Origin of the sequence: Jannaschia sp. W003 (assembly GCF_025144335.1) — a bacterium.
In the GTDB taxonomy this organism is placed as follows: Bacteria; Pseudomonadota; Alphaproteobacteria; order Rhodobacterales; family Rhodobacteraceae; genus Jannaschia.
Genome location: NZ_CP083539.1, coordinates 1,381,328 through 1,398,386, shown reverse-complemented (window position 1 = coordinate 1,398,386; position 17,059 = coordinate 1,381,328). Strand labels below are relative to the sequence as shown.

Genomic DNA, 17,059 nt, shown 5'->3' with positions numbered 1-17,059 from the left:
CGCGCAACGACCGGAGGGCACCATGGCCGATCAGGACCACAAGCACGGCACGATGGACACCAGCGCGCAGGAGAAGACCTTCGCCGGCTTCGTCACCTTCACGAAGTGGACCGTGATCGTGATCATCGCGATCCTGGTCCTGCTGGCGCTCTTCCGCGCCTGAGGGCCCGCGGCGGGCCGGGGGCGCGGAGCCACCTGCCCGCATCGCCTCGGCACGAGCCGGCAGGCCGTGCGTCGGTCCCCGTGGACGTGATGCTTCGCGGCGCCCGCACCGGCCTTCCGCATCTTCGGCACCCCTGAAACGGCAAAGCCCCCGCACTGCGGCGGGGGCTCTCCTTCGGCGTTCCGGCGAGTGAACGCTCCTCAGAGCATCCCTTCGCGCTGGGCCTTCTTGCGAGCGAGCTTTCGGGCGCGGCGGATCGCCTCGGCCTTCTGGCGGGCGCGCTTCTCCGAGGGCTTCTCGAAGTGCTGCCGCAGCTTCATCTCGCGAAACACGCCTTCGCGCTGAAGCTTCTTCTTCAGGGCGCGAAGCGCCTGATCGACGTTGTTGTCGCGGACGCTGACCTGCATGTGGTTGTCACCACCTTCCTAGGTTAGAGTTTGCAGAAATGCAGGAAGTGGCCGCCTAGCGGGCTTCCGCTAGGTTGTCCAGCCCGCACGCCCCGCCCGGAGGTCTCCCATGCGCACCGATCTCGCGGACCGCATCGTCGACGCGATGCTGCCCGACGTCCCCTTCGACGGCTGGTCCGAGCGCGCCTTCCGACGCGCCGTGGCCGCCGAGGGCCTCGCCCCCGCCGAGGCCCGCCGCGCGCTGCCCCGCGGCGCGCTGGACGCGGCCCTGCGCTTCCACGAGCGCGGCGACGAACTGATGGTCGAGCGCCTGCGCGCCGAGGATCTCGAACCCATGCGCTACCGCGACCGCGTCGCCCATGCGGTGCGCGTCCGGTTGGAGATCGCCGGCGCGCATCCCGAGGCGGTGCGCCGGGGCGCCACGCTGCTCGCCCTGCCCGTCCACGCCGGCGAGGGCCTGCGCGCCGGCTGGCGCACCGCGGACGCGATCTGGGAGGCGCTGGGCGACCGCTCCGACGACGTGAACTGGTACACGAAGCGCGCGACCCTGCAGGGGGTCTACGCCGCGACCCTGCTGTTCTGGCTGGGCGACCACTCCGAGGGGCACCGCGACACCTGGAGCTTCCTCGACCGGCGCATCGACGACGTGATGCGCATCGAGAAGGCCAAGGCGCAGGTGCGCGCCTCGCCCGCGCTCTCGCGCCTCTTCGCGGGGCCGGCCGCGCTGCTCGCGAAGGTGCGCGCGCCGGGTCGGATGCCCCGTGGCGACCTGCCCGGGTACTGGGCACCGCCCGCCGCGCCGCCCACCGCCGAGGCGGCTCCGGAGGCCGCCGCGACCCCCTCCGTCGCGCCCGCGTCGCCAATCCCGCCGCGGCCCGCCGATTGACGCCGGGCGCGCAAGATTCGCGCCCTCGACAAGTCCCGATCGCGTCACGTAGCCGTGAAGGGCAGCCGTCACGGAGTCCGCCCATGTCCCTTCCCGCCGCCATGCGCGCCGTCTCCATCACCCGGCCCGGCGGCCCCGAGGTGCTGGAGCTGGCGGAGCGTCCGGTGCCCGTGCCCGCCCCCGGGGAGATCTTGCTGCGGATCGACCACGCGGGCGTGAACCGGCCCGACTGCCTCCAGCGCGCGGGCGCCTACGACCCGCCCCCGGGGGCCTCGCCCCTGCCGGGGCTCGAGGCGTCCGGGACGGTGGCGGCGGTGGGCGGGGGCGTCACCCGCTGGGCCGCGGGTGACCGGGTCTGCGCGCTGCTGCCCGGGGGCGGCTACGCCGAGTACGCCACCTGCCCCGCCGACCACGCCCTGCGCATCCCCGAGGGGCTGTCGATGGCTGAGGCGGCGGCGATCCCCGAGACGTTCTTCACGGTGTGGTCGAACGTGTTCCTGCGCGGCGGCCTCCGTGCGGGCGAGCGGCTGCTGGTGCACGGCGGCTCGTCGGGCATCGGCACCACGGCGATCCAGCTCGCGGTGGCCTTCGGCGCCCGCGTCTTCGCCACCGCCGGATCGGACGCGAAATGCGCCCTGTGCCGCGACCTAGGGGCAGAGGCAATCAACTACTGCGAGGCGGACTACGTGGACGTGCTGCAGGCCGAGGGCGGCGCGGACGTGATCCTCGACATGGTGGGCGGCACCTACATCACCCGCAACCTGCGCGCTCTGGCCGAGGACGGCCGGCTGGTGCAGATCGCGTTCCTGCAGGGCCCCAAGGCCGAGGTGAACTTCGCGCCGGTGATGTCGCGGCGCCAGACCATCACCGGCTCGACGCTCCGGCCCCAGTCCGTGCTCGCCAAGGCGCGCTACGCCGAGGACCTGCGCCGCGAGGTCTGGCCCCTGCTCGACGCAGGCCGCGTGGCCCCGGTGATGGACCAAGCCTTCCCCTTGGAGGAGGCCGCCGCCGCCCATGCGCGCATGGAGGCGGGTGAGCACCTGGGCAAGATCGTGCTGCGGGTGGCCTGACGGGGCGACGCCCCCCGCGCCTCTCAGGCGTTCAGGCTCTCGATGTAGCCGCGCAGCTCGGACGCCTCCTGGCGGGCCTCGCGCAGGCCGTCCATGGCGGCGCGGGCCTCGGCCTCGGCCTGCGCGAGCTTGCGCTCCAGCTCCTCCTCGCGGTGATGGAGGTAGGCGATCGCCTGCTCGCGCTGCTCCTCGGCCTCGTGGAGCTGCTGCGCCATGTCGTCCAGCTCGGTCATGCCCGCCTGGGTGACGCGCGCCATGCGGGACACCAGCCACGAGGCCACCCAGCCCAGGAGGAAGGCGAGGAACAGGATCACGGCGATCGCGATCACGAATTCGGTGCGGTTCATTCGCTGTCCTCGTCTGCGGCGGGGGCCTCCGCCCCGGCCTCCCCGGTCTCGTCCGTCCCGGTCTCGTCCGCCTCGGCAGCGGCGGCCTCGGGCGCGTCGCCCGCCGCCCCGTCGAGCAGCGTGAAGGCGATGCGGCGGTTCGCCTCGCGCCCCGCCTCGGTGTCGTTGTCGGCGATGGGTTGCGCCTCGCCGTAGCCCCGCGCGGTGAGCTGCGAGGGCGGCACCCCGCGCTCGATCAGCGCCAGCCGCACCGCGTCGGCGCGCTGCTGGCTCAGCGACTGGTTCATCTCCTCGCCGCCCTGGCTGTCGGTGTGCCCGGCGACCTCGAAGCTCACCCGCTCGCAGTCCTTCAGGTGCCCCACGAGCGTGCCGAGGAGGTCCGCGCTCTCGGCCTCGATCACCGCGGCGCCGGGCGCGAAGCTCAGCTTGGCGCCGTCCTGCGCCGCCGCCAGCCGCTCGACGCAGGCCTCGGGGGTGGGGATGTTCAGCGTCGGGTCCAGTTCTTCGACGTAGGTGACGTCGATGCGGAAGTCCGCCGCCTCGCCCAGCTTGGCGGACAGCAGGCCGCTGATCTCGGCTTCGGCGCGGCGGTTGCCCGTGTCGCCGCGCAGGTCGACTACGTCGGGGCGCACCGTCACCGAGCCGGATTCCAGCCGCGACAGCGCGTCGAGCCCCGCCAGCACCCGCCCCGGCCAGCCCCGCGGCACCGCCTCGTCGCGGCGCACCGCGATGTAGGTCCGCTCCGAGCCGAACAGCGCCCGCCCGTAGGAGCCCACCGCCTCCTCCTGGATCTCGTCGCGCAGGCGCCCGCGCAGCTGCACCTCGCCCTCGGCCGAGCGCGTGGCGGTGAACAGGGGCGCGGGCGCGTCGCCCTCCTCGCCGTCCTCCTCGGCGCCCTCGGGGCGCACCGCACCAAGCGCGTAGATGTCGGGAAGCGCGGCCTCCAGCTCGGCCACCACGGTGTCGAACAGCTCCGCCTCCGTGCCTTCGGCGGCCACCAGCGTCACGTCCGCGTCCGAGAACGTCACCGATCCGCCGGGCAGGCGCGCGAGGGCTCCGATCCCCTCGGCCACCGCGCCGCCCCAGGAGGCGGAGGGCACGCCCAGGCCGATCACGCAGTCCGCCTCGCCCTCGAAGCCCGCGGCCTCGGCGGCGGCGAGCACCCGCTCCAGCGCAGCCTCGGAGTCCACCGCGCAGGCCTCGAAGCGCGCGCCGCCCGGCCCTCGCACGAAGCGCAGCGTGAAGGGCGCGACCACGGGGCGCGGCGCGGCGATCTCGAGGCCCAGCGTCACGGTGTCGGGCACGGCGCGGCGCAGGCGGTCCTCCAGCCGGCGTCGCGCGCCGTCGCTGTCGGCGATGGCGGTGATGTCGACCTGCCCCGCGGCCACGCTGATCTTGGACTGCGGCAGGTCGCCCATCGCCTCCAGCGCGAAGGCCAGCGCGTCGTCCCAGGTGCCGGGCACCGCGCGGTCCGCGGTCTCCACGAGATCGGTCACGTCCTCGAACGCCCTCAGGCCCCGCGCGAGGGCCTCGCGCCCGCCGGTCTCGGGGACGAGGCCGATCAGCGAGATGCCGCGGTCGTTGCGCAGGATCTCCAGCGAGTAGCGCGGCGGGGCGAGCGGCGCCGCGGCGGCCACCTCCATCGCGTCGATCACGCGGGCGGGGTCCACCACGCGGCCCGCGCGGGTCACGGCGCGCAGGCGCGCGGGCTCCGACGGGGCGGTGCCGGCGAGCACGAGCTGCAGGCCGTCGGCATGCAGCTCGACCCAGTCCGCGCCCTCCACCTCCAGCGCGCGCCCCACCTCGGCCAGCGAATGACGCTCGATGAACGCCGCGCCGTACCACGCCGCGGCGGCCGAGGCGGCGGCGGCGAGGAGCATGGCGGTGGCGGCGAGGGTGCGGTTTCGGCTCATGGGCGTCCGGTGGATGATGCCGGGCCCAAGTAGCCCCCCCACCGCCCTGCCGCAATCACATCGCCGCGGCGAGGGCGGAAAACGGCAGGACCCAGAGGCCCGCGTCGCGATTGGAGCGGAACAGCGCGAGGCAGCGGTCGGGGTCGCCGACGTCGAGCCGCCGGAGCTGCCAGGCGAGGTGCACACCCAGCGCCACGGGTCCGCCCAGCGCCACCAGCGCGCGGGGCAAAGGCAGCGCGGCCAGCACCGCGGCGGCCATCAGCAGCACGGCGGCGGCGGCGAAGGCGGCGAGCCACGGGCCGGGCCGGCCGCCGAAGCGCCGCGCCGTGGAGCGCACGCCGATCAGCGCGTCATCCTCGATGTCCTGATAGGCGTAGATCGTGTCGTAGAAGAGCGTCCAGGCGATGCCCGCCAGATACAGCAGCACGGCGGGCGCCCCGAGGCTCCCGGTGTGCGCCGTCCAGGCCAGCAGCGCGCCCCAGTTGAACGCGACCCCGAGGAACAGCTGCGGCCACCACGTGAAGCGCTTGGCGAAGGGATAGACCGCCACCGGCAGGAGCGCGACGACGCCCAGCAGCACCGCGGCGGGCGGGAACGTCAGGAGCACGAGGAACGCCGCCGCCGCCTGCGCCGCCATCCACGCCAGCGCCCCCCGCACGGTGACCTGCCCCGACGGAATGGGCCGCGAGGCGGTGCGCGCCACGCGCCCGTCGATGTGCCGGTCGGTGACGTCGTTCCAGGTGCAGCCCGCGCCGCGCATCAGCAGCGCCCCCACCGCGCAGCCCGCCGCGATCCACAGGGCGGACGGGCGGAACCCGGTCGCCGCGACCGCCAGCGTCAGCCCCCAGAGGCAGGGGATCAGCAGCAGCCACGTGCCGGCGGGCCGGTCGGCGCGGCTCAGCCGAAGCCACGGGCGCAGCCACGGGGGGGCGATCCGGTCCACCCAGTTGCCCTTGACGGCGTCCGCCACCCGTCCAACGTCATCCGAGGCAGTCATGAGGTGTCCCTTGGTTCGGCTCCATGTAGCGCAGGCGCTCGGCAGCGGGCAATCGGTGGCCCTGGACGCGGACCAGGCGCACTACCTGCGCGCCGTGATGCGGCTCGAGCCGGGCGCGCGGGTGGAGCTGTTCGACGGGCGCTCGGGCGCGTGGGAGGCCGAGATCGCGGAGCTGGGCAAGCGCCGCGGCGTGGCCGTCTGCGCGCGCCGGGTGGCCCCCCAGCGCGACCCGCCCGACCTCTGGCTCCTGTTCGCGCCCATCAAGAAGGCCCGCACCGACTTCATCGTAGAGAAGGCCACCGAGCTGGGCGCGCGGCGCATCCTGCCCGTGATGACCGAGCACACCAACTCCGAGCGCGTGCGCCGGGACCGCCTGCAGGCCCACGCCGTGGAGGCCGCCGAGCAGTGCGGCGGCACCTTCGTGCCCGAGGTGGAGGAGCTGCGCCCGCTGGCCAAGGTGCTCGATGCATGGGACGATGCCCGCGCGCTGGTGTTCGCCGACGAGACCCTCTCCGACGACCCTCACTGGGCGCGCGGCGGCGAAGGTGGCGCCATGCCGCCCGCCCCCGCCGCGATCCTCGTCGGCCCCGAGGGCGGCTTCTCGGACGCCGAGCGCGCGCGCCTCCGGGGCATGGCGGCCTCCGTCCCCGTCGCCCTCGGCCCCCGCATCCTGCGCGCCGACACCGCCGCCGTCGCGGCGCTGACGCTGTGGCAGTGGACGCAAGGGGACTGGCGGTGATCCCCGTCGGCCCCGCCGAGCGCCCCGCGCTGGAGCGCTTCCTGCGCGCGCATCTGCTGGACGCGATGTTCCCGCTCGCCAACCTCGCCGCCCACGGTCTGCATGGTGCGCACCCGAACGCGACCCGCTTCTGGGTCGACGCGCCCGACCCTACCGCAGCCCTCGGCCTCACCCGCCGGGGCATGGCGCTGCCGGTCTGGGATGCTGGCTTCGACGCCACCCGCGCGGTGCCCCTGCTCGGGGACGCCCCCGTGACGGGCCTCGCCGGCGCCGCCCATGTCGTGCGCCCGCTGATGCGGGCCGCGAACCTCGACCGCCGCCCCGCCCTGCTCTCCGACGACGAGCCGCAGTATGCGCTGGACCTCGACTCACTCGCCGTGCCGCCCGGCGCGGGGCGCCTCGTCCCCATCTCCCGCGACCCGGCCACCGCCGCGGCGTGGCGCCTCGCCTACGAGCGCGAGCTGCACCTCGGGCACGGCGACCCGGCGGGGGCCGAGGCCACCGTGCGGCGCTGGACCGCCGAGGACTCCCACCGCATCCTCGTGGTGGACGGGGCGCCGGTCGCGCTCACGGGGTTCAACGCCCGGCTGCCCGACATCGTGCAGGTCGGCAGCGTCTTCGTGCCTCCCGCCCTGCGCCGCCGGGGCCTCGGCGCCCTGGCTGTCGCGCAGCACCTCGCCGAGGCGCGCGCCGCCGGCGTACGCCGCGCCACCCTCTTCGCCGCCTCGCCGGCCGCGGCGAGCGTCTACGAGCGTCTCGGCTTCCACCGCGCGGGCACCTTCGCCCTCGCCCTCCTCGAGCCGGAGGCCGCGGCATGATCCGCCCCGAGGCCGCCGCCGCGCTCTTGCGCTGGCGCGAGGCGATCGCGGGCGGCCTCGCCGTCGCCGCGGGCCTCTGGCTCTGGACCGTGTCCTATGGCCTGCCCGCCCTGTTCGGCGCGGCCCTCGTGGCGCTGGGCGCGGTGCTGCTTGTCTCGGGCCTGCGCCACGCGCGCTTCCGCTCCGATTCCGAGGCGCCGGGCGTCGTGGAGGTGGACGAGGGCCGCATCACCTACATGGCCCCCGTGATGGGCGGCACCATGGCGCTCGATGCCGTGGCCGAGGTCGCGTTCCGCCGCACCCGCGGCCCCGAGGGCGAGGGGTTCTGGCGCCTCACGGACACCGCCGGCGCGACGCTGTTCATCCCCGAGGGCGCGGTGGGCCACGACGCGCTGCTCGATGCCCTCGCCCCCCTGCCCGGCCTCGACGGCGGCGCGATGGTGCGGGCCCTGCGCGGGCGCACACCCGGCCTCGTCGTGGTGTGGCGCCGCCGCGGCCATGCCGCCTTGACTTGAGCGCCCCGCGCTTTCAGTCCTCCCCGGCAACCCCGAGGAGGCCCGCGCATGTCCATTCCCCAGTCCGGCGGCGGCCCCATCGAGAGCCACGACCAGCTCGCCGGCTACATGGCCTCGGGTTGCAAGCCGGAGGCGGACTGGCGCATCGGCACCGAGCACGAGAAGTTCGGCTACTGCGCCGACACCCTGAAGCCCCTTCCCTACGAGGGCGAGCGCTCGATCCACGCGGTCCTCGCCGGCCTGCGCGACCGCTTCGGCTGGACGCCCGTCGAGGAGGGCGGCCTCCTGATCGGGCTCGAGAAGGACGGCGCCAACGTCTCCCTAGAGCCGGGCGGCCAGCTCGAGCTGTCGGGCGCCCCCGTGGAGACCATCCACCACACCTGCGACGAGGTGAACGACCACCTGCGCGAGGTGCGCGGCGTGGCCGACGAGATCGGCGTGAAGTTCATTGGCCTCGGCGCCGCCCCGATCTGGCGGCACGAGGACATGCCGCTGATGCCCAAGGGCCGCTACAAGCTCATGGACGCCTACATGGAGCGCGTGGGCACCATGGGCCGCACCATGATGCGGCGCACCTGCACCGTGCAGGTGAACCTCGACTTCGCCTCCGAGGCGGACATGGTGAAGAAGCTGCGGGTAGCCATGGCGCTGCAGCCCGTGGCCACCGCGCTCTTCGCCAACTCGCCCTTCCTGGATGGCGCCCCCAACGGCCACAAGTCCTGGCGCGCCCGCGTCTGGCGCGACCTGGATGCGGCCCGCACCGGCATCCCCGCCTTCGTGTTCGAGGACGGCATGGGCTTCGAGCGGTGGGCCGAGTACGCGCTCGATGTCCCGATGTACTTCGTCTACCGCCAGGGGCGCTACATAGACGCGTTGGGCATGTCCTTCCGCGACTTCCTGCGCGGCGAGCTGCCCGCCCTGCCCGGCGAGAAGCCCACCCTCTCGGATTGGGCCGACCACCTCACCACCCTGTTCCCCGAGGCGCGCATCAAGAAATACATGGAGATGCGCGGCGCCGACGGCGGCCCGTGGCGGCGCCTCTGCGCCCTGCCCGCGCTCTGGGTCGGCCTGATGTACGACGCGGGCGCCCTCGATGCCGCCTGGGACCTGTGCAAGCACTGGGACCAGGAGACGCGCCTCGCGCTGCGGGTCGCCGCCTCCGAGGACGGGCTGCAGGCCGAGACCCACGGCGTTCGGATGCACGACCTCGCCCGCGAGGTGCTCCGCATCGCCGAGGCGGGCCTGAAGGCCCGCGCCCGCCCCGGCGCCGGGGGGTTGGTGCCCGACGAGACCCACTTCCTGAACGCGCTCCGCGAGAGCGTCGAAACCGGCAAGGCCCCCGCCGACGAGCTGCTGGAAGCCTATCACGGCGAGTGGAACGGCGATCTCTCCCGCATCTACGCCGAGCGCAGCTACTGACGGTGCCCCTTCCCCGCGGGCGTCAGCGGCAGGGCACGAGGTCGAGCACGAAGCGCACCACGTCGTCGGCCGGCATCTCGCAGGGCCGCAGGGCCGGCCCCCGCGCAAGGCGGTAGAGGTTCGTGCTGACGTAGCCTTCGGCGCCCAGCGCGCGGGCCACGACCTTCTCGGAGGCGCCGCCGTTGAAGCGGGTCCGCGACACGATCCACTCGTGCCCGAGGCTCCGCCCCCGGAACGTGCCCCAGGGCAGCGCGTCCAGCGCCCGCGCGACCGCGTCGGCGGGGTCCGGATCGCCGCCGGACATGGTCATGCCGATGCCTCCCCGCGCCGACGCACCCCGCCGCCTCACTTCCGGCCGATGCGCGGCTCCTCGCCCGCCCGAAGCCGGCGGATGTTGGGCCCGTGCCGGTAGAGGATCATCGCCGCCAGGGCCGCGCAGAGCAGCACGGAGTCGGGCCGCAGCCACAGCGCCAGGAGCGGCGAGGCCACGGCCGCGAGGATCGCCGCGAGCGACGAGATGCGTGCCGCGGCCGCCACCGCCAGCCAGGCGGCACAGGTGGCGAGCCCGAGCGGGAACGACAGCGCCAGCAGCGTGCCGAGGAAGGTCGCCACGCCCTTGCCGCCATGGAACTGCAGCCAGACCGGGAAGCAGTGTCCGAGGAACGCCGCCAGCGCGGCCACCTGCGCGGCGTCCTCGCCGATCAGCGCGCGCGCCAGCAGCACCGCGAAGGCCCCCTTGCCCGCGTCGCAGACCAGCGTGAGGAAGGCGGCGGGCTTGTTGCCCGTGCGCAGCACGTTGGTGGCGCCGATGTTGCCCGAGCCGATCCGCCGCAGGTCGCCCAGCCCGAAGGCCCGCGCCCAGACGATGCCGAAGGGGACCGAGCCCAGCGCGTAGGCGGCCAGCGCCACCAGGACGAGGGTCGAGGGCCAAGCGTGGATCTCAGGCATGGGCGGATTCCGGTGCGAAGACGCGGGCGCCGGCGACCCAGGTGCCCAGCACCCTTCCTTCCATGCGCGCCTCGTCGAAGGGGGTGTTCTTCGCCTTCGACCGCAGGCGGAAGCGGTCCATCACGAAGGGGGCGTCGGGGTCGAACAGCACGAGGTCGGCGGGCGCGCCGCGCTCCAGCGTGCCGCCCTCCAGCCCCAGCCGCCGCGCGGGGTTGGTCGAGAGCGCGCGCCATAAGCTGGGCAGGTCCAGATGCCCCGCATGGACGAGGCGCATGGCAGCGGGCAGCAGCGTCTCCAGCCCCACGGCGCCAGGCGCGGCGGCCTCGAAGGGCAGGCGCTTCGACTCCTCGTCCTGCGGCGTGTGGAAGCTGCCCACGCAGTCGATCAGCCCCTCGGCCAGCGCCTCGACGACCGCGAGGCGGTCCTCCTCGTCGCGCAGGGGGGGCGTGACCTTGAAGAAGGTGCGGTAGTCGGCAACGTCCAGCGCGTTCAGCGTCAGGTGGTGGATCGAGGTGCCCGCGGTCACGTCCAGCCCCGCCTCGCGCGCGCGCCGCAGGGCGGGCAGCGCGGCGGCCACGGTGATCTGGTCGGCGTGCCAGCGGGCGCGCGTGGCCTCGACCAAGGCCAGGTCGCGGTCCAGCCCCATGCGCTCGGCCACGGGGGCCACGCCCGGCAGGCCGCGCAGGGTGGCGAACTTGCCCGAGGTCACGCAGGCCCCGGCCGAGAGCGTCGGCTCCTGCGGGTGCCCCACCACGAGCGCCCCCAGCGAGCGGGCGTAGCTCAGGCAGCGCGAGAGGGTGCGGGCGTCGCGCAGCACCCGCACGCCGTCGGTGAAGGCCACGGCGCCCGCATCCAGCAGGAAGCCGATCTCGCTCATCTCGCGGCCCTCGCGGGCGCGGGTGAGGGACGCCATGTGCTCCACCCGCACGACCGACTCGGTGGCGCGGGCGCGGGCCTGGGCCAGGATCTCGGGGCTGTCGATGGGCGGCAGCGTGTCGGGGCGGCAGACCATCGTGGTGACGCCCCCGGCGGCGGCGGCCAGTCCGGCGGTGCGGAAGCTTTCCTTGTGGCGCTCGCCCGGCTCGCCGACCTTCACGCCCCAGTCCACGATGCCCGGGGCGAGGCAGCGGCCCCGGCAGTCGACGACTTCGGCCACCGGACCCGGCCCGGCGATGCGCCCGCGCTCTACGCGGAGCTCGCCCCGGCGCTCCTCGCCGGCCACGGGGTCGATCAGTCGGGCGTCGGTGAAAAGCGTGGCCATGGCGCCCGTGCTAGCGGCGGGGCGGAAGCGGCGCAATCGTGCAGGGGGGCCACGCCCGGACCCCGTGCCGGAGCTTCGGGTGTCGGTCGGAGATGCCGCACGGAACGAGGCGCACGGCAGGCCAGCCTTCGGCCCCGCTCACCGACCATCGCCAACGTCAACCGGAGGCCCCGGCGCGAGGCCGGGGCGTCGCCAAACGGAACCGCCTCCCTACAGCAGCAGCACCACCAGCACCGCCACCGCGACCGCCGCCAGCACCACCCACAGGATCGTCTTGCCCCGCGGCCCCTCGTCCACCGCCGCGGCGGGGGTGGCGATGCGCGGCGGCTCGGACGCGGCGCGCGGCATGGCCTGGGGCGAGTCGTCGGCCACGGGCGTGCCGTAGGCGCCCACGTGCTCCACGCCCGCCTCGGGCTCCAGCGCCGCGACGCCGCGGAGGGCGCGCGGCCCCGCCACCATCACCCGCCCCGTGAGCGCGTCCAGCCGCGCCCCGTCGGCCGCCATCGCCGCCTGCGGCACGTCGTGGGCCTGGGCGAGGTAGTCGCGCACGCTCATGGGCGCGATGTCGGACACCGCGAACACCTCGACCTGCGCCGGATCGACGTCCGACGCGCCCAGGGCCGCGCGCACCCGCGCATGGTCTCCGCCGCCCTCCAGGAACGTCTGGGTCGGGATCGGATCGCCCTCGCCGCGCAGGCGGAAGACGTGGACGCGGGTGTCGTTGGGGGGGATCGGGATCGACATGACGGGCCTCCGGTGGATGTGCAGGGCCCCAACGCGCCCGCGCGCCTCAGGGTTCGCGCCGCGCCGCCACCAGCAGGTCCATGGCCGCCATGCGGACGGCCACGCCCATCTCCACCTGCTCGCGGATTACCGAGCGGGTGAGGTCGTCGGCGATGGTGCCGTCGATCTCCACGCCCCGGTTCATCGGCCCCGGGTGCATCACGATGGCGTCGGGCGCGGCGTGGGCCAGCTTCTCGGCGTCCAGTCCGAAGCGGTGGTAGTACTCGCGCTCCGAGGGGATGAAGGCGCCGTCCATGCGCTCGCGCTGGAGGCGCAGCATCATCACCACGTCGGCGCCCTGCAGCCCCGCCTCCATGTCGTCGGTCACTTCGACCCCCAGCTCCGCCACGCCGGGCGGCATCAGCGTGGGCGGCCCGACGAGACGCACCCGGTTCTCCATCTTGCCGAGCAGGATCAGGTTCGAGCGCGCCACCCGGCTGTGGGCGATGTCGCCGCAGATGGCGACGGTCAGGCGGTGCAGCCGCCCCTTGGCGCGGCGGATGGTCAGGGCATCCAGCAGCGCCTGCGTGGGGTGCTCGTGGCGCCCGTCGCCGGCGTTGAGCACGGCGCATTCCACCTTCTCGGCCAGGAGGTTGACCGCGCCCGAGTGCGGGTGGCGCACCACCAGCAGGTCGGGGCGCATGGCGTTGATCGTGGTGGCGGTGTCGATCAGCGTCTCGCCCTTCGACAGCGACGAGGTCTGCATCGCCATGCTCATCACGTCGGCGCCGAGGCGCTTGCCGGCGATCTCGAAGCTGGCCTGGGTGCGGGTCGAGGCCTCGAAGAACATGTTGACCTGCGTGAGGCCCTCGAGCGCGTCGCCGTGCTTCTGGCCCCGCCGCGCCGCCTCCGCGTAGTCCTGCGCGCGGTCGAGCACGGCGGTGATCTCGCGCGGGGCGAGCGGCTCGATCCCGAGCAGGTGGCGCTGGCGGAACTCCATGGCGCCGTGATGCGACGGGGCGGCGCCCGGGCACAAGGCCCCGCTGGCGCCGGGCGCCCCGGCCCCCTATCTCCATCCCATGAGCCCCGACCTCGACCCCGCCACGGCCCGCGCGCTTCTCGAATGGCAGATCGAGATGGGCGTCGATGCCGCGCTCGAGGCCCGCCCCGTGGACCGCTTCGCCCTGCCCGAGCGCATGCCCGCGCCGCAGCGGCGCGACCCCGCCCCTCACGCCGCGCCCCGCGCCGAGGCGCCGCGCGACCCCATCGCCGCCGCCGAGGCCGCCGCCGCCGAGGCCGCCGACCTGCCCGCCCTGCGCGAGGCGCTCGGGCGCTATCCCCACTGCGATCTTCGCATGGGCGCCCAGAACCTCGTGTTCGCCGATGGCCGCCCCGGCGCCCGCGTCATGATCGTGGGCGAGGCGCCGGGCCGCGAGGAGGACCGCTCTGGCAGGCCCTTCGTGGGACAGGCCGGCAAGCTCCTCGACCGGATGCTCGGCGCCATCGGCCTCGCCCGCGGCCACGAGGACGCCGGCCGCGCCGTCTACATCACCAACGTCCTGCCCTGGCGCCCGCCCGGTAACCGCGACCCCGAGCCGGCCGAGGTGGCGATGATGCTGCCGTTCCTGCGCCGCCACGTGGCGCTGGCCGCGCCCGAGGTGCTGGTGCTCATGGGCAACCACGCCTGCAACGCGGTGCTGGGCAAGCGCGGCATCACCAAGCTCCGGGGTCGCTGGGACGAGGCGATGGGCCTGCCGGTGCTGCCCATGCTCCACCCCGCCTACCTGCTGCGCCAGCCCCACGCGAAGCGGCAGGCCTGGGCCGACCTGCTGGAGCTGCGGGCGCGGCTCGAAAGCTAGGGCCTGCGCCCGCGCACACCTGCCCTGCGCTTGCCTCCCCCCCGCCCGCGCGCCACGTAAGGGCCCGAAGGAGACCCCATGCCCTACGAACCCCCCAAGGTCTGGACCCACGACGCCGAGTCGGGCGGCACGTTCGCCTCGATCAACAAGCCCACCGCCGGCGCCCAGTTCGACCGCGAGCTGCCGCGCGGCGAGCATCCCTACCAGCTCCACAGCCTCGCCACGCCGAACGGCCAGAAGGTCACGATCCTGTTCGAGGAGCTGATCGAGGCCGGACACCCCATCGAGTACGACGCCTGGCCCATCGACATCTCCGAGGGCGAGCAGTTCGGCTCGGGCTTCGTGGCCCTCAACGTCAACTCCAAGATCCCCGCCCTGCTCGACGCGACCACCGGCGAAGACGTGCGCGTGTTCGAGAGCGGCGCGATCATGCTCCACCTGGCCGAGCGCTACGACGCCTTCCTCGGCGAGAGCCGCACCGAGATGCTGAGCTGGCTCTTCTGGCAGATGGGCTCCGCCCCCTTCCTCGGCGGCGGCTTCGGCCACTTCTACGCCTACGCCCCCGAGAAGCTGGAGTATCCGATCAACCGCTATGCCATGGAGGCGAAGCGCCAGCTCGACGTGCTCGACAAGCGGCTCGGGGTTTCGGAATGGCTGGCGGGCGACGACTACACGATCGCCGACATGGCCAACTGGGCCTGGTACGGGCAGCTCTGCCTCGGGCGCCTCTACTCGGCGGCGGAGTTCCTGCAGGTCCATACCTACGGGAACGTGGTTCGCTGGGCCGAGGCCATCGACGCTCGCCCCGCGGTGCGCCGGGGCCGCATGGTCAACAAGCTCTCCGGCGAGGACGAGTCGATGAAGATGCGCGAGCGCCACTCCCGCGCGGACTTCGATGGCCGATAGGGACTTCCTCCCCTGCCGCATCGCGGTGCTGACGGTGTCCGACACCCGCACCATGGAGGACGACCGCTCCGGCGACGCACTGGTGGGGCGGCTGGCGGCGGCGGGCCACGTGCTCGCCGACCGCACAATTGAGCGCGACGACCGGGCGGCCATCGCCGGCCACCTGCGCCGCTGGATCGACACCCCCGAGGTGGACGTCGTGATCTCGACGGGGGGCACCGGCCTCACCGGCCGGGACGTCACCGTCGAGGCGCACCGCGACGTCTACGAGAAGGAGATCGACGCCTTCGGCACGGTCTTCACGCTCATTTCCATGCGCAAGATCGGCACCTCCGCCGTGCAGTCCCGCGCCTGCGCCGGCGTGGCGGGCGGCACCTACCTCTTCGCCCTGCCCGGCTCGCCCGGCGCCTGCCGCGACGCTTGGGACGAGATCCTCGTCCACCAGCTCGACCTGCGGCACCTCCCTTGCAACTTCGTCGAGATCATGCCCCGCCTCGACGAGCACCTGCGCCGGAAGTGACCGCGGAAAAGTTACGCAGGCGCGCGACGGAACCGCCCCCCTCGGATGTGTGACTTGGGAGGGGTGGGCATGTGGTCTATCTCCCGAGGCAGTCCTCACGAGTCCGGTACCGCATGCGTTTCCTCTCCCGCAGCCTCGTCGCCCTGTTCCTCGCCGCCGTCGCGGTGTCCCTGCTGGCGTGGGGCGCGCAGATCACCCTCGCCGCCCTCGAGGAACGCCGGGAGCGCGAGCCGGGGCAGCCGCCCGCCCGCGAGCGCACCTTCGCCGCCGACGTGGTCGCCGTGGAGCCGGGCACCGTCACCCCCGTCCTGCAGGTCTTCGGCGAGGTCCGCGCCCAGCGCACCCTGGAGCTGCGTGCCCCCGCCGGCGGCCGCGTGGTGGAGCTGGCCGAGGGCTTCGTGGAGGGCGGCCGCGTCGAGGCGGGCGAGGTGCTCCTGCGGCTCGACCCCACGGATGCGGAGGGCGCCGTGGCCCTCGCCCGCGCCGACCTCGCCGGCGCCGAGGCCGAGCGGCGCGACGCCGAGCGCGCGCTGAGCCTCGCCGGCGAGGAGCTGGGCGGCGCCGAGGCCCAGCGCGACCTCCAGGCCGGCGCGCTGCGCCGCCAGCGCGACTTGGCCGAGCGCGGCGTGGGCGCCGCCGCCGCTGCCGAGGCTGCCGAGCTGGCGCTCCAGGCCGCCGAGCAGACCGTGCTCGCCCGCCGCGGCGCCATCGCCGCCGCCGAGACTCGGATCGACGCCGCGGCCCTCGCCGTGGAGCGCGCCCGCATCGCCCTCGCCCAGGCCGAGCGCGACCTCGCCGACCGCACGCTCCGCGCCGAATTCGCGGGCGTGCTCTCGGACGTCGCCGTGGTGCGCGGCGGCCTCGTGGGCGCCAACGAGCGGCTCGGCGCCCTGATCGACCCCACAGCTCTGGAGGTCGCGTTCCGCGTCTCCACCGCCCAGCGCGCGCGCCTCGCCGGGCCGGGCGGCGCCGTGGCGGGCGTGCCCGTGCGCGCCGTGCTCGACGTTCTGGGGCTTGAGCTGGCTGCGCCCGGCATCGTGGTGCGCGAGGCCCCCGCCGTGGGCGAGGGGCGCACCGGGCGCCAGCTCTTCGCCGCGCTTTCCGACGCGGGCGGCTTCCGCCCCGGCGACTTCGTGCGCGTCGAGGTCGAGGAGCCGGCGCTGGAGCACGTCGCCCGCCTGCCCTCCGCCGCCCTCTCGGCGCAGGACGCCGTGCTCGCCCTGGGCGAGGGCGACCGGCTGGAGGAGGTCGCCGTGGAGGTGGTGCGGCGGCAGGGCGACGACGTGCTCGTGAGGCCCGGCCCGCTCCGGGGCCGCGAGGTGGTCGCGGCCCGCGGCCCTGCCCTCGGCGCCGGCATCCTGGTCGAGCCGCGCCGCGAGGGTGCCGAGGAGGAACCCGAGGAGGAGCAGCTCCTCGCCCTCGACGACGACCGCCGCGCGCGCCTGATCGCCTTCGTGGAGGGCGGCCGCATGCCCGACGAGGCCAAGGCCCGCCTCCTGGCCCGCCTGCGCGAGGAGCGCGTGCCCGCCCGCGTGGTGGAGCGCATCGAGAGCCGGATGGGAGGCTAG

At 74.7% G+C, this 17,059-nt stretch carries 20 protein-coding genes; 11 read left to right on the top strand and 9 right to left on the bottom strand.

Translation table 11 applies throughout. The features are described 5' to 3' along the window. Positions 1-22: 22 nt before the first annotated feature. The gene (locus tag K3554_RS06805; protein ID WP_259945236.1) at positions 23-163 is read left to right on the top strand and encodes an aa3-type cytochrome c oxidase subunit IV; all 141 of its coding nucleotides are present in this window, start codon (positions 23-25) and stop codon (positions 161-163) included. Positions 164-363: 200 nt separating this feature from the next. Here K3554_RS06805 and rpsU read toward each other — a convergent pair whose 3' ends face one another. Further along, positions 364-570 carry a 30S ribosomal protein S21 gene (gene rpsU / locus K3554_RS06800; RefSeq protein WP_259945234.1) on the bottom strand — a complete coding sequence of 69 codons (207 nt, stop codon included), beginning with the start codon at positions 568-570 and terminating at the stop codon, positions 364-366. A gap of 109 nt (positions 571-679) precedes the next feature. Here rpsU and K3554_RS06795 point away from each other — a divergent pair, with 109 nt between their 5' ends. Both K3554_RS06795 and K3554_RS06790 read left to right on the top strand, forming a co-directional pair. Continuing rightward, entirely contained in the window at positions 680-1,456 is a 777-nt protein-coding gene (locus K3554_RS06795; protein WP_259945232.1) for a COQ9 family protein, read from the top strand. A gap of 83 nt (positions 1,457-1,539) precedes the next feature. Beyond that, positions 1,540-2,526 carry an NAD(P)H-quinone oxidoreductase gene (locus K3554_RS06790; RefSeq protein WP_259945230.1) on the top strand — a complete coding sequence of 329 codons (987 nt, stop codon included), beginning with the start codon at positions 1,540-1,542 and terminating at the stop codon, positions 2,524-2,526. 23 nt (positions 2,527-2,549) lie between these two features. Here the strand turns inward: K3554_RS06790 and K3554_RS06785 are convergent, their stop codons facing one another. Genes K3554_RS06785 through ubiA form a run of 3 tightly spaced genes read right to left on the bottom strand, consistent with a single transcriptional unit; the run spans position 2,550 to position 5,783 of the window. After that, positions 2,550-2,873 carry a hypothetical protein gene (locus K3554_RS06785; RefSeq protein ID WP_259945228.1) on the bottom strand — a complete coding sequence of 108 codons (324 nt, stop codon included), beginning with the start codon at positions 2,871-2,873 and terminating at the stop codon, positions 2,550-2,552. Then, a complete protein-coding gene (locus tag K3554_RS06780) occupies positions 2,870-4,786 on the bottom strand; it encodes an OmpA family protein (RefSeq protein ID WP_259945226.1) in 1,917 nt (638 codons plus the stop codon). Before K3554_RS06780 ends, K3554_RS06785 begins: the two co-directional genes overlap by 4 nt. Positions 4,787-4,841: 55 nt before the next feature. Beyond that, positions 4,842-5,783, bottom strand: a complete 942-nt coding sequence (gene ubiA, locus K3554_RS06775) for a 4-hydroxybenzoate octaprenyltransferase (RefSeq protein ID WP_259945223.1) — start codon at positions 5,781-5,783, stop codon at positions 4,842-4,844. Between ubiA and K3554_RS06770 the strand changes: the two genes are divergently transcribed. The 4 genes from K3554_RS06770 to K3554_RS06755 are packed head-to-tail and all read left to right on the top strand — an operon-like array spanning position 5,782 to position 9,274. Beyond that, positions 5,782-6,522 (top strand): 16S rRNA (uracil(1498)-N(3))-methyltransferase, encoded by a 741-nt coding sequence (locus K3554_RS06770; protein WP_259945221.1) that lies wholly within the window; start codon positions 5,782-5,784, stop codon positions 6,520-6,522. The genes ubiA and K3554_RS06770 overlap by 2 nt on opposite strands. After that, positions 6,519-7,340, top strand: a complete 822-nt coding sequence (locus K3554_RS06765) for a GNAT family N-acetyltransferase (protein ID WP_259945219.1) — start codon at positions 6,519-6,521, stop codon at positions 7,338-7,340. The genes K3554_RS06770 and K3554_RS06765 overlap by 4 nt, the downstream gene beginning before the upstream one ends. After that, positions 7,337-7,855 (top strand): hypothetical protein, encoded by a 519-nt coding sequence (locus tag K3554_RS06760; protein WP_259945217.1) that lies wholly within the window; start codon positions 7,337-7,339, stop codon positions 7,853-7,855. The genes K3554_RS06765 and K3554_RS06760 overlap by 4 nt, the downstream gene beginning before the upstream one ends. A 48-nt stretch (positions 7,856-7,903) precedes the next feature. Next, entirely contained in the window at positions 7,904-9,274 is a 1,371-nt protein-coding gene (locus tag K3554_RS06755; protein WP_259945215.1) for a glutamate--cysteine ligase, read from the top strand. A gap of 22 nt (positions 9,275-9,296) precedes the next feature. Here the strand turns inward: K3554_RS06755 and K3554_RS06750 are convergent, their stop codons facing one another. The 5 genes from K3554_RS06750 to K3554_RS06730 all read right to left on the bottom strand — a co-directional run bounded on the left by K3554_RS06750 (position 9,297) and on the right by K3554_RS06730 (position 13,206). Then, on the bottom strand, positions 9,297-9,584 hold the full coding sequence (locus K3554_RS06750) for a hypothetical protein (protein WP_259945214.1): 288 nt from the start codon (positions 9,582-9,584) through the stop codon (positions 9,297-9,299). A gap of 35 nt (positions 9,585-9,619) precedes the next feature. Further along, positions 9,620-10,222 (bottom strand): glycerol-3-phosphate 1-O-acyltransferase PlsY, encoded by a 603-nt coding sequence (plsY, locus tag K3554_RS06745; protein ID WP_259945212.1) that lies wholly within the window; start codon positions 10,220-10,222, stop codon positions 9,620-9,622. Next, entirely contained in the window at positions 10,215-11,483 is a 1,269-nt protein-coding gene (pyrC, locus tag K3554_RS06740) for a dihydroorotase (protein ID WP_259945210.1), read from the bottom strand. Before pyrC ends, plsY begins: the two co-directional genes overlap by 8 nt. Before the next feature lie 210 nt (positions 11,484-11,693). Further along, complete coding sequence (locus tag K3554_RS06735) at positions 11,694-12,227, bottom strand: hypothetical protein (RefSeq protein ID WP_259945209.1); 534 nt, start codon at positions 12,225-12,227, stop codon at positions 11,694-11,696. Positions 12,228-12,273: 46 nt separating this feature from the next. Then, entirely contained in the window at positions 12,274-13,206 is a 933-nt protein-coding gene (locus K3554_RS06730) for an aspartate carbamoyltransferase catalytic subunit (RefSeq protein WP_259945206.1), read from the bottom strand. A 79-nt stretch (positions 13,207-13,285) separates the two neighbouring features. Here K3554_RS06730 and K3554_RS06725 point away from each other — a divergent pair, with 79 nt between their 5' ends. The 4 genes from K3554_RS06725 (at position 13,286) to K3554_RS06710 (ending at position 17,059) form a co-directional block, all read left to right on the top strand. Next, positions 13,286-14,065, top strand: coding sequence for a uracil-DNA glycosylase (locus tag K3554_RS06725; protein WP_259945203.1), 780 nt, complete (start codon positions 13,286-13,288; stop codon positions 14,063-14,065). Between the two features lie 78 nt (positions 14,066-14,143). Continuing rightward, on the top strand, positions 14,144-14,971 hold the full coding sequence (gene yghU, locus K3554_RS06720) for a glutathione-dependent disulfide-bond oxidoreductase (RefSeq protein ID WP_259945201.1): 828 nt from the start codon (positions 14,144-14,146) through the stop codon (positions 14,969-14,971). Then, a complete protein-coding gene (gene moaB, locus K3554_RS06715) occupies positions 14,961-15,491 on the top strand; it encodes a molybdenum cofactor biosynthesis protein B (protein ID WP_259945198.1) in 531 nt (176 codons plus the stop codon). The genes yghU and moaB overlap by 11 nt, the downstream gene beginning before the upstream one ends. Before the next feature lie 113 nt (positions 15,492-15,604). After that, positions 15,605-17,059: an efflux RND transporter periplasmic adaptor subunit gene (locus K3554_RS06710; RefSeq protein ID WP_259945195.1), complete on the top strand. Its 1,455-nt coding sequence runs from the start codon at positions 15,605-15,607 to the stop codon at positions 17,057-17,059.

Excerpts from the sequence above, each read along its gene's own strand:
- K3554_RS06760 (WP_259945217.1), top strand. The coding sequence starts at position 7,337 with ATGATCCGCCCCGAGGCCGCCGCCGCGCTCTTGCGCTGGCGCGAGGCG.
- yghU (WP_259945201.1), top strand. The coding sequence starts at position 14,144 with ATGCCCTACGAACCCCCCAAGGTCTGGACCCACGACGCCGAGTCGGGC.
- plsY (WP_259945212.1), bottom strand. The coding sequence starts at position 10,222 with ATGCCTGAGATCCACGCTTGGCCCTCGACCCTCGTCCTGGTGGCGCTG.
- K3554_RS06785 (WP_259945228.1), bottom strand. The coding sequence starts at position 2,873 with ATGAACCGCACCGAATTCGTGATCGCGATCGCCGTGATCCTGTTCCTC.
- ubiA (WP_259945223.1), bottom strand. The coding sequence starts at position 5,783 with ATGACTGCCTCGGATGACGTTGGACGGGTGGCGGACGCCGTCAAGGGC.
- K3554_RS06725 (WP_259945203.1), top strand. The coding sequence starts at position 13,286 with ATGAGCCCCGACCTCGACCCCGCCACGGCCCGCGCGCTTCTCGAATGG.
- K3554_RS06770 (WP_259945221.1), top strand. The coding sequence starts at position 5,782 with ATGAGGTGTCCCTTGGTTCGGCTCCATGTAGCGCAGGCGCTCGGCAGC.
- K3554_RS06790 (WP_259945230.1), top strand. The coding sequence starts at position 1,540 with ATGTCCCTTCCCGCCGCCATGCGCGCCGTCTCCATCACCCGGCCCGGC.
- K3554_RS06780 (WP_259945226.1), bottom strand. The coding sequence starts at position 4,786 with ATGAGCCGAAACCGCACCCTCGCCGCCACCGCCATGCTCCTCGCCGCC.
- pyrC (WP_259945210.1), bottom strand. The coding sequence starts at position 11,483 with ATGGCCACGCTTTTCACCGACGCCCGACTGATCGACCCCGTGGCCGGC.
- K3554_RS06755 (WP_259945215.1), top strand. The coding sequence starts at position 7,904 with ATGTCCATTCCCCAGTCCGGCGGCGGCCCCATCGAGAGCCACGACCAG.
- K3554_RS06730 (WP_259945206.1), bottom strand. The coding sequence starts at position 13,206 with ATGGAGTTCCGCCAGCGCCACCTGCTCGGGATCGAGCCGCTCGCCCCG.
- moaB (WP_259945198.1), top strand. The coding sequence starts at position 14,961 with ATGGCCGATAGGGACTTCCTCCCCTGCCGCATCGCGGTGCTGACGGTG.
- K3554_RS06710 (WP_259945195.1), top strand. The coding sequence starts at position 15,605 with ATGCGTTTCCTCTCCCGCAGCCTCGTCGCCCTGTTCCTCGCCGCCGTC.
- K3554_RS06735 (WP_259945209.1), bottom strand. The coding sequence starts at position 12,227 with ATGTCGATCCCGATCCCCCCCAACGACACCCGCGTCCACGTCTTCCGC.
- K3554_RS06750 (WP_259945214.1), bottom strand. The coding sequence starts at position 9,584 with ATGACCATGTCCGGCGGCGATCCGGACCCCGCCGACGCGGTCGCGCGG.
- rpsU (WP_259945234.1), bottom strand. The coding sequence starts at position 570 with ATGCAGGTCAGCGTCCGCGACAACAACGTCGATCAGGCGCTTCGCGCC.
- K3554_RS06795 (WP_259945232.1), top strand. The coding sequence starts at position 680 with ATGCGCACCGATCTCGCGGACCGCATCGTCGACGCGATGCTGCCCGAC.
- K3554_RS06805 (WP_259945236.1), top strand. The coding sequence starts at position 23 with ATGGCCGATCAGGACCACAAGCACGGCACGATGGACACCAGCGCGCAG.